Source organism: Arthrobacter sp. BF1 (assembly GCF_056680215.1).
In genome coordinates this window covers 3,172,911-3,187,331 of the sequence record NZ_CM155271.1, presented here as the reverse complement: position 1 = coordinate 3,187,331, position 14,421 = coordinate 3,172,911, and the positions used below count along the sequence as shown (strand labels likewise).

At 66.5% G+C, this 14,421-nt stretch carries 14 protein-coding genes; 5 read left to right on the top strand and 9 right to left on the bottom strand.

Going from position 1 to position 14,421, the window contains the following annotated elements; translation table 11 throughout:
• Window positions 1–1,467, top strand: a complete 1,467-nt coding sequence (locus AC1MCD_RS14955; RefSeq protein ID WP_498673040.1) for an FAD-dependent oxidoreductase — start codon at window positions 1–3, stop codon at window positions 1,465–1,467.
• Between the two features lie 92 nt (window positions 1,468–1,559).
• On the opposite strand, the gene AC1MCD_RS14950 is transcribed toward AC1MCD_RS14955, so the two are convergent.
• The 6 genes from AC1MCD_RS14950 to AC1MCD_RS14925 form a co-directional block, all read right to left on the bottom strand.
• Window positions 1,560–2,033 (bottom strand): hypothetical protein, encoded by a 474-nt coding sequence (locus AC1MCD_RS14950; RefSeq protein WP_498673039.1) that lies wholly within the window; start codon window positions 2,031–2,033, stop codon window positions 1,560–1,562.
• Window positions 2,034–2,036: 3 nt separating this feature from the next.
• Window positions 2,037–2,840 (bottom strand): hypothetical protein, encoded by an 804-nt coding sequence (locus AC1MCD_RS14945; protein WP_498673038.1) that lies wholly within the window; start codon window positions 2,838–2,840, stop codon window positions 2,037–2,039.
• On the bottom strand, window positions 2,837–3,832 hold the full coding sequence (locus AC1MCD_RS14940; protein WP_498673037.1) for a WXG100 family type VII secretion target: 996 nt from the start codon (window positions 3,830–3,832) through the stop codon (window positions 2,837–2,839). Before AC1MCD_RS14940 ends, AC1MCD_RS14945 begins: the two co-directional genes overlap by 4 nt.
• 115 nt (window positions 3,833–3,947) lie before the next feature.
• Window positions 3,948–4,388, bottom strand: a complete 441-nt coding sequence (locus tag AC1MCD_RS14935) for an SRPBCC family protein (protein ID WP_498673036.1) — start codon at window positions 4,386–4,388, stop codon at window positions 3,948–3,950.
• 33 nt (window positions 4,389–4,421) lie between these two features.
• Window positions 4,422–5,252: a DUF1206 domain-containing protein gene (locus AC1MCD_RS14930; RefSeq protein WP_498673035.1), complete on the bottom strand. Its 831-nt coding sequence runs from the start codon at window positions 5,250–5,252 to the stop codon at window positions 4,422–4,424.
• Between the two features lie 3 nt (window positions 5,253–5,255).
• A complete protein-coding gene (locus AC1MCD_RS14925) occupies window positions 5,256–5,543 on the bottom strand; it encodes a hypothetical protein (RefSeq protein ID WP_498673034.1) in 288 nt (95 codons plus the stop codon).
• 152 nt (window positions 5,544–5,695) lie between these two features.
• Between AC1MCD_RS14925 and AC1MCD_RS14920 the strand changes: the two genes are divergently transcribed.
• A complete protein-coding gene (locus tag AC1MCD_RS14920) occupies window positions 5,696–6,232 on the top strand; it encodes a hypothetical protein (RefSeq protein ID WP_498673033.1) in 537 nt (178 codons plus the stop codon).
• An 81-nt stretch (window positions 6,233–6,313) separates the two neighbouring features.
• On the opposite strand, the gene AC1MCD_RS14915 is transcribed toward AC1MCD_RS14920, so the two are convergent.
• On the bottom strand, window positions 6,314–6,994 hold the full coding sequence (locus AC1MCD_RS14915) for a FadR/GntR family transcriptional regulator (protein WP_498673032.1): 681 nt from the start codon (window positions 6,992–6,994) through the stop codon (window positions 6,314–6,316).
• 6 nt (window positions 6,995–7,000) lie between these two features.
• Entirely contained in the window at window positions 7,001–8,221 is a 1,221-nt protein-coding gene (locus AC1MCD_RS14910) for an MFS transporter (RefSeq protein WP_498673031.1), read from the bottom strand.
• A gap of 135 nt (window positions 8,222–8,356) precedes the next feature.
• On the opposite strand from AC1MCD_RS14910, the gene AC1MCD_RS14905 reads away from it, so the two are divergent.
• Window positions 8,357–9,958, top strand: a complete 1,602-nt coding sequence (locus AC1MCD_RS14905; protein ID WP_498673030.1) for a CYTH and CHAD domain-containing protein — start codon at window positions 8,357–8,359, stop codon at window positions 9,956–9,958.
• A gap of 51 nt (window positions 9,959–10,009) precedes the next feature.
• Here AC1MCD_RS14905 and AC1MCD_RS14900 read toward each other — a convergent pair whose 3' ends face one another.
• Window positions 10,010–11,446, bottom strand: coding sequence for a PucR family transcriptional regulator (locus AC1MCD_RS14900; RefSeq protein WP_498673029.1), 1,437 nt, complete (start codon window positions 11,444–11,446; stop codon window positions 10,010–10,012).
• Window positions 11,447–11,594: 148 nt separating this feature from the next.
• On the opposite strand from AC1MCD_RS14900, the gene AC1MCD_RS14895 reads away from it, so the two are divergent.
• Both AC1MCD_RS14895 and gabT read left to right on the top strand, forming a co-directional pair.
• Window positions 11,595–13,025 carry a gamma-aminobutyraldehyde dehydrogenase gene (locus AC1MCD_RS14895; protein ID WP_498673028.1) on the top strand — a complete coding sequence of 477 codons (1,431 nt, stop codon included), beginning with the start codon at window positions 11,595–11,597 and terminating at the stop codon, window positions 13,023–13,025.
• Between the two features lie 11 nt (window positions 13,026–13,036).
• Window positions 13,037–14,419: a 4-aminobutyrate--2-oxoglutarate transaminase gene (gene gabT, locus AC1MCD_RS14890; RefSeq protein WP_498673027.1), complete on the top strand. Its 1,383-nt coding sequence runs from the start codon at window positions 13,037–13,039 to the stop codon at window positions 14,417–14,419.
• The last annotated feature ends 2 nt before the right edge of the window (window positions 14,420–14,421 follow it).

Genomic DNA, 14,421 nt, shown 5'->3' with positions numbered 1-14,421 from the left:
GTGTCATCAAGCACCTCCGTAGGATCTGCCGAGCGTCCGCTGCGCGTTGCCGTCGTGGGCTCCGGCCCGGCCGGCGTCTATGCCGCAGACATTCTCACCAAGAGCGAAGCCGTCAAGAGCGGCGAACTGACCGTGAGCATCGACCTCTTTGACCGCTACCCGGCACCCTACGGCCTGATCCGCTACGGTGTGGCCCCGGACCACCCCCGCATCAAGGGCATCGTCAACGCCCTCCACAAGGTGCTGGACCGCGGCGACATCCGCTTCTTTGGCAACGTGGACTACGGCACGGACATCACCATTGAGGACCTGCGCACCCACTATGACGCCGTCGTCTTCGCCACCGGCGCCATCAAGGACGCGGACCTGAACATCCCCGGCATCGAGCTGGACGGCTCCTACGGCGGCGCGGACTTCGTCTCCTGGTACGACGGCCACCCGGACGTTTCCCGCGACTGGCCGCTGGACGCCACGGAAATCGCCGTGATCGGCAACGGCAACGTGGCCCTGGACGTTGCCCGTGTCCTGTCCAAGCACGCCGACGACCTGCTGGTCTCCGAAATCCCGGACAACGTTTATGCGGGCCTGAAGAATTCGCCCGTCACGGACGTGCACGTCTTTGGCCGCCGCGGCCCCGCCCAGGTGAAGTTCACTCCGCTGGAGCTGCGCGAGCTGTCCCACTCCAAGGACGTGGACATCATCCTGTACGCCGAGGACTTCGAATTCGACGAAGAGTCGGACCGCCAGATCCAGAGCAACAACCAGACCAAGACCATGGTGGGCACCCTCACCAACTGGATCGCCGAGCAGCCCGAGGACCTCTCCGAGCTCAAGGCCTCCCGCCGCCTTCACCTGCACTTCCTGCACAGCCCCGTGGAGATTTACGACGACGCCGAGACGCCCGGCAAGGTTGCCGGCATGAAGTTCGAGCGCACCGAACTGGACGGCACCGGCAACGCCCGCGGCACCGGCGAGTTCGTTGACTACCCGGTCCAGGCCGTCTACCGCGCCATCGGCTACTTCGGTTCGGCGCTGCCGGAGATCGAGTTCGACCACAAGAAGGGCGTTGTCCCGAACGACGGCGGACGCGTCCTGGATGCCTCCGGAACCCCTGTGCCGGGCATCTACGCCACCGGCTGGATCAAGCGCGGACCGGTCGGCCTGATCGGCCACACGAAGGGCGATGCCCTCGAAACCGTGACGTACCTGCTGGAAGACCGCGAGAACCTGCCCGTAGCGCAGACGCCCGAGGCGGGCGCCGTCGTCGAACTCCTCGACTCCCGCGGGGTGAAGTTCACCAGCTGGGAAGGCTGGCTGGCGCTGGACGCCCACGAGCTCGCCCTGGGCGCGGCGGCCACTGAGGCCGGCGGATCCCACGGGGTTGAGGTCAAGCGCGAGCGCATCAAGGTGGTGCCGCGTGAGGACATGGTCAACATTTCCCGTGACGGCGTAACCGCCACGGTCTAAACTCACCCACCAACTGCAGCAGCGCGGGGCCATCCGGCGGTCCCGCGCTGCTGCTTTAAGTCAGATCCGGCTTAACCGGATGCGGCCGCTTCCTACCGGCTGAGGTTCCGCGTTGCGGTGAGGTCGATGTGCCGGTGGTAAATGCGGCCCTTTTTGGCTTTTCCTGCCGTCCCGCTTCCGCCGGAGGCGACGATGCCGAAGATCCAAATGACGATCAGCACGTACTGCTGCAAGCACACCCAGGCCATGCGGAACGGACCTGGCCAGCCGCCGTCGGAATTCCGCACAAATGCGCTTCCCGCGGCAAGGCACCCCAGCGTGCGGCCGCTGAAGCACACCATCCCGTAAACCAGCGAACCGCCGATCCACCCGCCGATGGCAGCGAGCAGGGGCGCCAAGTCGCTGAACGAGTTCCGGGCGGTGAAGAAATATGCGGCCGAGGCCACCGCTGCCAGCGTCAGGATGTCAACGGCGAAGGCCCCCAGGACCTTGCCCGGTCCTGCCAGCTGAACCGGCGCGCCGTTCTCCAGACGGACCGTGTACTTGTCTGTATCCGTTGCGGCCATGCCTCAGGCACCGGTCCCGGACACGACGGCGGATACCTTGGCCAGAGCTGTGGCCTTGCTGGCCCTGGCAACCCGCAGCCGGGCCTCGCCATCTTCCTCGGAGGCCTCCATGCCATACAAGGCGTCGCTGGACGTGTAGAGCGTGTACAGATCGGCCACTTCCTGCTCACTGCTGATGGCGGTGACAGTAGTGACGCCCCGGACGTCCGCGAACTCCCGGGCCGCCTTGGCCTCGAACTGGGCGCTCGTGAGGGTTTCGGCAGGACCGTCGGGGGTGTCGACGCCGGCCGCGTTGGCCAGGTCCATGATGGTCCCGGCGGCGTCCACCGTGCGGCAGATGCTGAACGCATGGATGCCTGAGCTGTCCACCAGTTCCTGGAGCGCGGTTTCGTCGTGGATGTAGGTGTACAACCAGACCTTTTCGTTTTCGGCCTTGGTGAGCTCGGCGATAATCACGCGCTGGCTGAGACGTCGCAGGGCCATGACCCCCGTGATCGGTTCGACGGCGCCCAGCCGGCTCGGCACGGTTTCGTCGTTGATGGACACAGGGAAGACCAGGCCCTTGCTGAGCAGGGTCCGCAAGGCGACGTTGCAGGCCAGCTCCAGCTGGTCCCGGTGTGTGTCCAGCCACGGCAGAGCCACTGCCTGCTTGTGGTTGATGCCGTCGAGGGCAACAATTTCCTCGTCGGTGAGGGTGGGCAGGGCATAACCCGGATCGTTGACCGAGGCGAGCACGGCCAGTGCGGCGTCGCCGTCCTGCCGGGTGAACGTAATCTCCGGTGTGGGTGTATTGGCTTCCGCGCTCATCCGAACAGTCCTCCGAGGCTTGATACAGGGTTGGAAAAGAATTTCTTGGCGCCCTCGACGGTGTCGCCAACAGCGTTCTTGGTGTCGTCCCAAGCGTTGCTGGCAACATCCTTCGCGCCGTTCCAGGCGGCATTGGCGGTGTTGCTGATGGCGCGGCCGGCCGCCTGGCCCCACTCGGTGTCAGCGATCATGTTGCCCAAAGCCCAGCCGCCGGCAATGATTCCGGCCCCCACCACAATACCGATACCCACCGGGGTCACGACCAGGCCGGCGGCCATGGCAAGGGTCCCGATGCCGCTCACCACACCCATTGCGCCGGCGAAACGGTCACCCGCGCCGCGCAGGCCGTCGTGTTCCGGGTTGACCATGTCTCGAATCCCACCGTAGATGGACAGCGGTGCCAGCGCGGGTCCGGCGAAGCGGCCCCACTTCCCGACCAAGTCACCCGCAACGCCCAATTTGGACATGGCACCTTCGGCCTTGAAGTTCAGGAAGTCGTCTGCCCAGCTGAAAGCCTTGAGGTTCTTGAGGTCAGAGGCATAGTCGAGGATCTTCTTCTTGGACAGGTAGTGTTCCCAGTCGGTGAGGACGTCAATGCCGTCCTTGATCTTCAGCCCCACCCCCAGCACGTTTTTGCCCCAGTCCAGTAGGGAACTGCCGGGCGTGGGACTGCCCGTGCCATTGCCGACGCCGCCGCCCGCCTGGGCGGTGCCGCCGCTCCCTCCGCCACTGGCTTCTTCCTGCTGGTCGGCGTTGGCGCGCAGCTGCAGGGACCCCTGTTCGAGAAGGCGGGCAGTGGCCATCAGCGACTGACGGTGGGAGCCGTTCCAGTTTTGACGGAAATGCTGCGCGTCCTGCCCGCTCCACGCGGTGGCGCCATTGATGAGGTTTGTGAGGTTCTGCCCCGAGGACTGCAGAGTCTGCGAGGCCCGCTGGAAATCCTTGGCCAGAGATCGCAGCTGAACAATGTCGGCGCCGTAGATTCCGGCCAATTTTCCCCCAGTTTGTGTGATGTCAGAAGCTCCAACAGGCACACTACTTTAATTCCGGCCCCGGCAGCGATGGGGACCTCTGCCCTCCGTGGCCAGCCTACTTCTATGGGCGTCCCTAATTCCCCGCCCCGCCTGCGGCCATCAGCTCGAGCCGCTTGAGCGTCTCGGTGTTGCGCGCACCGATGAGCACATCGCGCACCGCCCTGGGTATCAGTTTGCCGGGTCCACGGATGGCGTCCTCGGCGATGGTGACCCGGCTTTGAGTGCCCAGGTCTTCCACCGTGATCAGCACTTTTGCTTCGCCGATCGGCCACCCCCGTGCCACCAGCTCCAGCGAGCGGCCGGGTTCGACGGCGGTCACCCGGCTGCTGTCGTCAATCACCAGCGGCCAGGCACCGACGGAGTGGTGCAGCCTGGCGCCGGCTTCGGGCCAGTGGGCGTCAACGGCCCGGATCCTTGAGGCGCCCACTACCCAGCCGGAGTACAGCCACCCGTCGGCGATCACCCTCCAGACGTCCTCGGCCGGGGAGCTAAACATGCGGGAAATGGTTGACATGGCTTTCCTTCCTTTCGGTGGTGCGAAAAGGTGTTACATCCGGCCGAACCGGGCGCGGACCAGGGCAAATACGCCGTAGCAGATGAAACCGACCCCGATTGCGACGAGCAGGCACGGGCCAAACGGGTGGTCCCGGAGCGCCTTCAGGCTTCCGTCCAGCCCGGTGGATTCCTGGGGGCTGTGTTTCGCAGCCGCGATGACGAAGAGCAGCCCGGCGAGGTTCAAGGCGATGCCCTTGGCCACGTGTCCGGTGATACCCAGGGAGTCGATGAGCCGGCCGCGGCGGGTCCCGTCAAAGTGAAAGAGCTCCTCCTTGAACCCGCGACGCAGTCCCTTGGCCACGAAGTAGGCACCCACCCCCATGATGGTCAGGCCGAGTGCCACCAGCACCGGCAACCCGAACGGCGTGTTCAGGAGGGCGGTGCTGAAATCGCGTGTGGTGTCGCCGGAATCTCCGCGCAAGCCGACGGCGAACCCGGCAAAAGTGAGCCCCACACTTCCGTAGGCAACGGCCAGGAAGCCGGACGAGACGAGCTTTCCGAGCCGCTCCTTGCGGGGCAGGTGCCGCGCGCGGACCGTGGCTTCACTCAACTGCCATAGCCCCAGGCCGGTGCAGGCAACCACGCAGGCCCACAGAATGGCGGGTCCCCAGGGGTTGGCGGCCAACTGCTCGATGGCACCGGTGGCTTCCGCCTCGCCAGGCTGCCCGAAGGCCAGCGCGATGGCGATGGCACCAACAATGATGTGGAGCAGGGCCATCACGGCAAACCCGGAGCGCGCCACAACGTCGAGCGCCTTCGTGTCGGACGCTTCCTCGACGGCGTCTGCCGCCTCGCTGATGCTGCTGGAATCACCGTTTGCCATGGCTTAGCCGTTCATGGGCCCCTCTGCGTGCAGTTTGCCGGCACCCGGGCCCTCCACATGTATGGTGCACCGGACCACCAGCTTGCCCGGAGCGTGATCAAGTTCCACCAGGCTGTCACGGGCACTCAACGAGGTGAAGACCTCTGACCCGGCCACCACGGTGACGCCTCTGGCTTCTGCCGTTTCTGTTGCGTTTTTCCGGGCTTCCTCTTCCAGACCGGTCATGTAGGCGCCGTCATTTTCCCGGGCGGGATCTCCGAATGCCCAGCCGAACAAAGTTCCTGTTTCCATGGCCACGATATTACGCGTAGCCGCTGTTGAAGACGGGGTTCCGTAACATTACTAAGTGTGCTTACCATAGCGTGAGCCTGACCTTCCGGGGATCAGCAAAAGACCGCACCAGCGGCATATCAGAACCAGTCCAAACGTGAGGAAGACACATCATGGCAGGAAATCTTGTTGCCCGCTCCATCCACGACCTGACAGCCGCGGCATGGTTCGGCGGCTCACTCATGGGTGCAGTCGGGTTGAACGGGGCCGCTGCGGAAGCCAAGGACCCGTCCGAACGTACCCGGCTCTCCAGTGCGGGCTGGATGAAGTGGGCACCCCTCCAGACGGCGGCGTTCGCCTCGCACCTGCTGGCCGACCTCGCCATCGCCTGGGAGAACAAGGGGCGCATCGCCAAGCAGGACGGCGTTGCACGGGACACGGTGGTCAAGACCGCCGTGACGGTGGCCGGTGCTGCGGTGACCCTGTACGCAGGCGTCCTCGGCAAGAAGGTGGACCAGCTCGCGGACCAGGGCAGCGAGGGCGCCACCGAGCCCAGCCCGCAAGCGTCCGATGAGCTGAAGTCGGCGCAGCAGCAGCTTAAGGCGCTGCAGTGGGCCATTCCCGCGTTCGCCGCCGCGGTGATCATCCTGGGTGCCAAGCACGGTGAAATGCAGCGGCCCAAGAACGTCTTCGCCGGCCTTCGCTCCTAGCGCCGCGACGGCAAAAGCGCGGCATAAGCAGGGAACGCGCGACGGCGGTCCGGCACTTGGGTGCCGGACCGCCGTCGTGCGTTACGCCCGCAGCCACTCCGCGCACGAGTTAAGGTTCTGGCTGACACTGGCCACTGCAGCCGCAGCATCTTGGGCCTCGATCGCATCAACGAGCCCGCCGTGCCCCTCATCGGTGAGGCCGTCAAGGCGGCCCTTGCGCTGCTGCTTGAGCAGGTCCTGGTGGAAGACGTCACCGAAGCTGACATAGAGCTCGTGCAGCAGCGGGTTGCCGGAGGCCTGGGCCACGCGCGCATGGAATTCCCAGTCCGCACGGGCCCACCCCTCGAAGTCAGCGGCATGCCAGGCGACCTCCCGGGTGGCGAGCACCGCGCGCAGGGCGGCGACGTCGTCGGCCGTTGCATTTTTCGCGGCGAGGCTGGCGGCCTGGGTGTCCAGGCCAAGCCTGACTTCGAGGATGTGTTCCTCCGTGTGGTCCTGGTACATCCGCCGGGCGGCGCCGGAGATCTCGCTGATGGCACGGACGTAGGTGCCGTCGCCGCGGCGGACCTCCAACATCCCGCTGTGCGCCAGTGCCTTGATGGCCTCACGGAGCGTGCCGCGGGACACTCCCAGCCCGGCCATCAGTTCGGTCTCGGACGGGATGCGCTGCTGCAGTTGCCATTCGCCGGAATGGATCATCTTGCGGAGCTTGGCCGTGACTTCATCGGCGAGCGGCTGGCGGTGCGACGTGCTGAGGGTCATGGTGTCCTACCTTTTCCGGGCGGCGATGGGGGTGCGCGAGATCAGGTGGACCACCACAACCTGGACCACCGCGAGGCTCAGCAGCAGTGCCACGGGCAGGGTCCAGCTGCCGGTCACGCCGTACAGCAGGCCGGTGCCGAATGGGCCTGCGGTGGCCAGCAGATACCCGGTGGACTGCGCCAGGGTGGACAGTGCCGTGGTCTCGGCGGTGCTTGTCCCGCTCCGGCTGATCATTACCATCACCAGCGGGAAAATGCCCAGGCCGAACCCGAGCAGGACAGCGGAAATGACGGCCAGGCTGACGGGCAGGAACAGCAGCGACGCCAGCCCGGCTACCATGATGATGCTGACCAGATACAACGCCGGCCGGAGCATGCGGGGCCGCGAGCCGATGGCGATGATCACCATGCCGGCCGGCACGGAGACCAGCTGCAGTAGCCCGTACAGCAGGCCGCTGTCCGCCGCGTTCACGCCCATGGTGATGAGCATTGAGGGGAACCAGCTGATGAGTGAATAGGCCAGGAGCGCCTGCAGGGTGAAGATGGCGGTGAGCAGTTGGCCCTTCCGGGTGCGCAGCAGGGGCCACGGCGAAATGTGCGCGGTTGCGGCCCGGACGCTGTGCCGGTGCGCGTGCAGCACCACGGGGAGGAAGCCCAGGAACGCGGCCACCGCCAGGAACCCGATGGCGCCCACCGCGGCGGACGGCGAGCCCAGGGCGATCGCCATCGGGATGACAGCTACTGCCGTGACAGTGGCGCCGGTGGTCATGGTCACGGTGTAAAGCATGGTCATCATTGACGTGCGGTGGGCGAAGTGCTCACGAATGAACGACGGCATGGCCACGTTGCAGACCGCCAGGCCGGACATCCCGATTACCGTGCCCGCCAGCAGCATGCCGGTTGCCGGGATCCCGCGCAGCAGCAGCCCGCCGGCGAGGAATGCCAGCGACAGCAGGATGGCCTTCTCCACGCCCAGCCGGCCGGTCAGCCATGAGGTTGCCGCCCCGGCCAACGCAAAGCAGAGGGTGGGGATGGAGGGGATGACGGCGGCCAGTAGCGGCCCGTAGCCCAGGACCTGCTGAAGCTCGTGCAGCAGTGCCGATGCGCCGGAGATCCCTGCCCGCAGGTTGAGCCCGATGAGCACCAGCGCCACTACACCGAACACGACGGCGGAGCGTGGCTTGGGCGGGGCGGCGGACAATGCAGGCGGAGCGGGCGGGGCAGTCATGCACTTTAGGTTAGACGTTAGACGTTTGATGTCTAGGCTTCTGTGCTGAATGTCTCCGAGTGTTAACGTCCCGGGCATAGACTCGGGCCAACCAGGTCAAATGTGGCCCCGGCGAAAGCGGAAGGACGGCTGGTCATGGCTTCCCAGGAAGTTGAGGTCGAAAAGAAGTACGACGTCGGCACTGAAGCCGAGGTGCCCGACCTCAGGGAGGTCCCCGGGGTTGCCCGGGTAGGGGAGCCACGCGTGGACCATCTCGAAGCGGTGTACTTCGACACCGAAGACTCGGCGCTCGCCGCGCGGGGAATCACCCTCCGCCGGCGCACCGGCGGCAGCGACGCCGGGTGGCATGCGAAGCTTCCCCCGCGAGATGGTGCCGGTTCCCCGAGTTCCGGGTCGGGCTCTTCTTCAGAACCCCAGTGGCGCCGCGAGCTTCGGGCGCCGCTGGGCCAGCCCGGCGTCGTTCCCGGAACCCTGTTGGCGCACCTGCTGGTGTATCTGCGCGGCGACGATCCGCTGCCTGTCGTCCGGCTGGAGACACAGCGCACCACCTATCCGCTGTACGGGGACGACGGGGTCCACCTCGCAGACCTGGCGGATGACCGGGTCAGCGCACAAATCCTCAAGAGCAGGGCGCAGGACGAGGACGCCGGTACACAGCAGTGGCGGGAATGGGAACTCGAACTGGTGCACGGAAGCCCGGACCTGTTCCCTGCCGCCGAGGACTTCCTTACGGCTGCCGGGGCGAGACCTGCACGGCACGGGTCCAAGCTGGCAAAAGCACTGCGTGGACCTGATGGCGCCGGGACCCCGGAAGGCGGTGCGGCTACGGCGCCAACATCCAAGGCGCCACGCAAAAAGGGCCCGGCCTCGGAGCTTCTGGCCGCTTACCTGGACGCGCAGATCGGCGAAATCCTGGCCCACGATCCCGACGTTCGGCTGGAGCAGCCCGAAGCGGTGCACGACCTTCGCTCCGCCACCCGCAGGGCCCGTTCCGCGCTTGCCGCTTACCGGCGGCTCTACAGCGCGGTGGCCGTGCGCCGCCTCCGGGACGAGCTGAAGTGGCTCGGCAGTGTGCTGGGAGCGCCACGGGACGCCGACGTGATGCTGGACCGGCTGCGCGGGCACGCTGCCGAACTGCCGGCGGGTGAGGCAACGGCGGCGGTGAAGAGCCGGCTGGAAGAGGAACTGGGCAACCGCCTGGACACGTCCTACCGGAAACTCCAGAAAGCTCTGCTGTCCGAGCGGTACTTCCGGCTCCTTGACGACCTCGAGGCATTCAGTGCCAAAGCGCCGGTCCGGCCGGCGGCTGCCGCCCCGGCCCGCAAGACCGGCGGCAAAGTGGTGGGCAAAGCGGCCAAGCGGCTGCGGCGCGCAGCCAATGCGGCCAAGCGGTCCCGCCGGGGAGCGCAGCACGAGACTGCCCTGCACGACGTCCGCAAGGATGCCAAGCGGCTGCGTCATGTGGCGGAGTCCGTGGGGCCGGTTTACGGCAAACGCGCTGCGAAAATTGTCAAGGCCGCACACCGGCAGCAGTCGATCCTCGGTGACTTCCACGACAGCGTTGTGGCCAGGGATGTGCTGGCCACGCTGGCTGCGGCACCGGACCTGCCCGAGGCGGTGGCGTCGGCCTTCCTCACGCTCCACACCCGGCAGGTCCAGCTCGCAGCCGAAGCCGAGGCCAAGTACTGGAAAGCGCGCAAGAAGTCCCGCAGGCTGCTGAAACGCGGGGTCAGATAACGGCCTTCCGGGGCGGTTTACCGGGCGTTAGTGACCCCGCGTTGCCACTAGTCAGGTGGCCTGCCGCGCGCCCAGCCGGGCCACCGCCAGCGCGAGCCAGAGCTGCACCCTGTCCGCGGTGAGCGAAGGATCGTAGCCGGTCAGTTCCGTGATCTGCGCCAGCCGGTAGCGCACGGTGTTCCGGTGCAGGGTCAGGGCCTCGGCGACGGCGGCCACCGAACCATTGTGGTTCAGGTAGGTTTCCAGCGTGGTCATCAGCTCCGAGCCGTGGGCTGCGTCGAACGTGCGCAGCGGGCTGAGGGATTCGTTGGCCATGTCCGCCAGGGGAACGTCCTCGCTGGCCAGCAGCAGGGACGTCAGGCTCAGACGCTCGGGCTCGTTGACCGGCAGGCCGTGGCTGGCCGCGTCCCGGGCCTCGAAGTAGCTCCAGCGCAGTCCGTTCGGTTTCGTGTATGCGCCCCCGATCCCGATCGTCGCGTGGATCCCCGCCTCAGCGAGATGGGAGCTGAGCTGGCGCGCCAGCGCAGGTGCCGCACCGCCGTCGTCGTGCACCACCACTACCAGGTCCTGCCCGACGACGGCGGCCACCGCGTTCTCGAGGGCGTGCGGCACCGAGGTGCTCACCAGTGCCTTGTGATGGGCGGCGGACACGGCCAACAACACCACGTTCCGGCGCGTGCTGTTCACGCCAACACCGGCCAACCGGCGCTGGGCCTCGCTCGTCTCGAGGGCGCCGTGGATGACGTCTTCCAAAACCTGGCCGCACAAGGCACGCTGGGCCTGGCGCTGCTTGACCATGTTGTTCAGCTCCACACTGATCAGGTTCTGGGCGTAGCCAATGATGCCTGAATCGTCGACGGGCAGGCGGACCCACAAAGTGCAGGCATCGCGGCGTCCGGTGGGAATCGGATAGGACGCCCACGTGCGCGCGGAGGGAAGTTCGGAGGTGCTGTTGTACAGGAGGGCCGTGAACTGAGTGAGGGCGATGTCCGTGCGGAGCATGCCACCGAGGTGCTTCAGGAGCTGGGTCAGCCCGCCGCCGGTAAGGAGTGCCCGCGCCAGGATCTGGTGGCCGGCGATCAGGCGCTCCAGCTTGGAGACGTGATCCGCGGACTGTGCATCCGCCACCAGTTTTCCGATGGCGATGAAGGGCGTTTCGTACGGGACCCGGACCACAGGAAGTCCCCAGCGGTTGGCTTCGGCAATGAGCGCCGGCGGAACATCGTCGTGCGTCAGCCCGGTGCCGAATCCGATTCCCACAGCACCCGCGCGCTGGACCTGGCGGACGAACCGGCGCTGTTCCGGCGCGGAGCGCAGGCGCATCCCGGTGGTCAGCACCAGCTCCCCGCCGTTGAGGAAGCGCTGCGGGTCCTCCAGTTCCGTGACGGCCACCCAGTTGATGTCGTCGTGCGATGTGGTCTCCGCCAGCCCCGCCTTGGACAGGTGCAGGGACTGCACGCCGAGTAGCATCGCGAGGGAAATAGCCATGCCTCAAGGATAGCCACGGGCTGGGCGGACGCACTAAATATGGCGCTCAACGGTGTGCAGGTGGCTATTCCCGTCCTCCGGGCGGGGGCATAGGCTCAGAGCAGTCGCAACACCGCACTGGTGTTCCCCCTGAAAGAGGTTGTACATCGTGGTTCAGACCTTGCAGAACTTCATCAACGGTGAGTTCGTTACCCCGGCGGGCACGAGCCTGCTGGACATCGTCAACCCCACCAACGGCGAGGTGGTGGCGAAGGCGCCGGTCTCAGTGCAGGCGGACGTTGACGCCGCCATGACCGCCGCGAAAGATGCCTTCCCGAGCTGGAAGCACGCCACTCCCGGCCAGCGCCAGCTGATGCTCCTCAAGCTCGCTGACGCCATTGAAGCCAACAGCGACGAACTGGTGGAGGCCCAGCACCGCAACACGGGCCAGGTGCGCTCGCTGATCGCGTCCGAGGAAGTGGCGGCCGGGGCTGACCAGCTGCGTTTCTTTGCCGGTGCCGCCCGCATCCTGGAAGGCAAGTCCGCCGGTGAATACTTTGAGGGCCACACCTCCTACGTCCGCCGCGAACCCATCGGTGTGGTGGCGCAGGTGGCGCCGTGGAACTACCCCTTCCTGATGGCCATCTGGAAGATCGGCCCGGCCCTCGCGGCCGGCAACACGGTGGTCCTCAAGCCCTCCGACACCACCCCGGAATCCACCCTGGTGCTGGCCCGTCTGGCAGGCGACATCTTCCCGGCCGGCGTCCTCAACGTAGTTCTGGGCACCGGCGAAACCGGCGCCATGATGGTGGAACACCGGGTCCCCGGCCTGGTGTCCATCACGGGTTCCGTCCGGGCCGGCATCGCCGTCGCCTCCGGCGCTGCACGCGGACTGAAGCGCGCCCACCTGGAACTTGGCGGCAAGGCCCCGGCCATCGTCTTCAAGGACGCAGACATCAAAAAGAGCGCCGCCGCCATCGCCGAGTTCGCCTTCTTCAATGCCGGCCAGGACTGCACCGCCATCACGCGCGTGCTGGTGGAGGATTCCGTGCACGACGACGTCGTGGCCGCCATGGTGGAGCACACCAAGACCCTGCACACCGGCTCGCAGAACGATGAAGACAACTACTTCGGCCCGCTGAACAACGTGAACCACTTCAACGCCGTCACCTCCGTGGTGGAGCACCTCCCGGAGAACTGCCGGATTGTCACCGGCGGCCACCGGGCGGGGGAGAAGGGCTTCTTCTTCGAACCGACCATCGTCACCGGGGCAAAGCAGACCGACGACATCGTGCAGAAGGAAACCTTCGGCCCGGTCATCACCGTGCAGAAATTCACCACGGAGGCTGAGGCACTCGAGCTCGCCAACGACGTCGACTATGCCCTTGCCTCAAGCGTCTGGACCACAGACCACGGCACCGCCATGCGGATGAGCCGCGACCTGGACTTCGGCGCCGTCTGGATCAACACCCACATCCTCCTCACCGCCGAAATGCCCCACGGCGGCTTCAAACAGTCCGGCTACGGCAAGGACCTCTCCATGTACGGCGTCGAGGACTACACACGCATCAAGCACGTCATGTCCGCCCTCGACTCATAAGAAAGAACCCCATGACCACCACCGCAAATGACATCGTCTTCCGCCTGGAACAGAAGCGCCGCGTCCAGGCCGACTTCCCAGGCCCCAAGTCCATCGCCCTGACCGAACGCCGCCGGGCCGTGGTTGCCGCGGGCGTTGCCTCCAGCGTCCCCGTCTACGTGGCCGATGCCGACGGCGGCATCATCCACGACGTGGACGGCAACTCCTTCATCGACCTCGGCTCCGGCATCGCCGTGACCAGCGTCGGCGCGTCCGATCCCGCCGTCGTCGGGGCCGTGAAGGAGGCCGTGGAACACTTCACCCACACCTGCTTCATGGTCACCCCGTACGAAAGCTATGTGGCTCTCGCCGAGCAGCTCAACCGGCTGACCCCCGGCGACCACGAGAAGCGCACCGTGCTCTTCAACTCCGGCGCGGAGGCAGTGGAAAATGCGGTCAAGGTGGCCCGCCTCGCCACGGGACGTGACGCCGTCGTCGCCTTTGACCACGCCTACCACGGGCGCACCAACCTGACCATGGCGCTGACCGCCAAGGCCATGCCGTACAAGTCAGGCCCGGCCGGGAGCTTCGGCCCGTTCGCGCCCGAGGTCTACCGCCTGCCGATGAGCTACCCGTACCGCGAGGAAAATCCGGACCTCACCGGTGCCCAGGCCGCACAGCGCGCCATCACCATGATCGAAAAGCAGATCGGTGCGGACCTCGTGGCCGCGATCATCATCGAACCCATCCAGGGCGAGGGCGGCTTCATCGTCCCGGCCGAGGGCTTCCTGCCGGCCCTGGCTGACTGGGCCAAGGACAAGGGCATCGTCTTCATCGCCGACGAAGTCCAGTCCGGGTTCTGCCGCACCGGCGAATGGTTTGCGGTCAACCACGAAGGCGTGGTGCCGGACATCATCACCATGGCCAAGGGCATCGCCGGCGGCATGCCGCTCTCCGCCATCACCGGCCGCGCCGACCTGCTCGACGCCGTCCACGCGGGCGGATTAGGAGGCACCTACGGCGGAAACCCGGTCGCCTGCGCCGCGGCACTTGCTGCCATCGGCTCCATGGAGGAGTACGGCCTGGCCGGGCGGGCCCGCCACATCGAGGAGTTGGCCACGGGCCGGCTGCGCACTCTTCAGGAAGAACTGGCGGGCGTCGGGAAGTCCGTCATCGGCGACGTCCGGGGCCGCGGTGCGATGCTGGCCATTGAACTGGTCCAGGCCGGTTCGAAGGATCCCAACCCCGAGCTGACCAAAACCGTCGCTGCCGCCTGCCTCAAGGAGGGGGTCATCATCCTCACCTGCGGCACATACGGCAACGTCATCCGCCTGCTGCCCCCGCTGGTGATTACCGATGCCCTGCTGCACGACGGCCTCGATGTCCTGGCCGCCGCCATCAAAGCCAACTCCTAGCG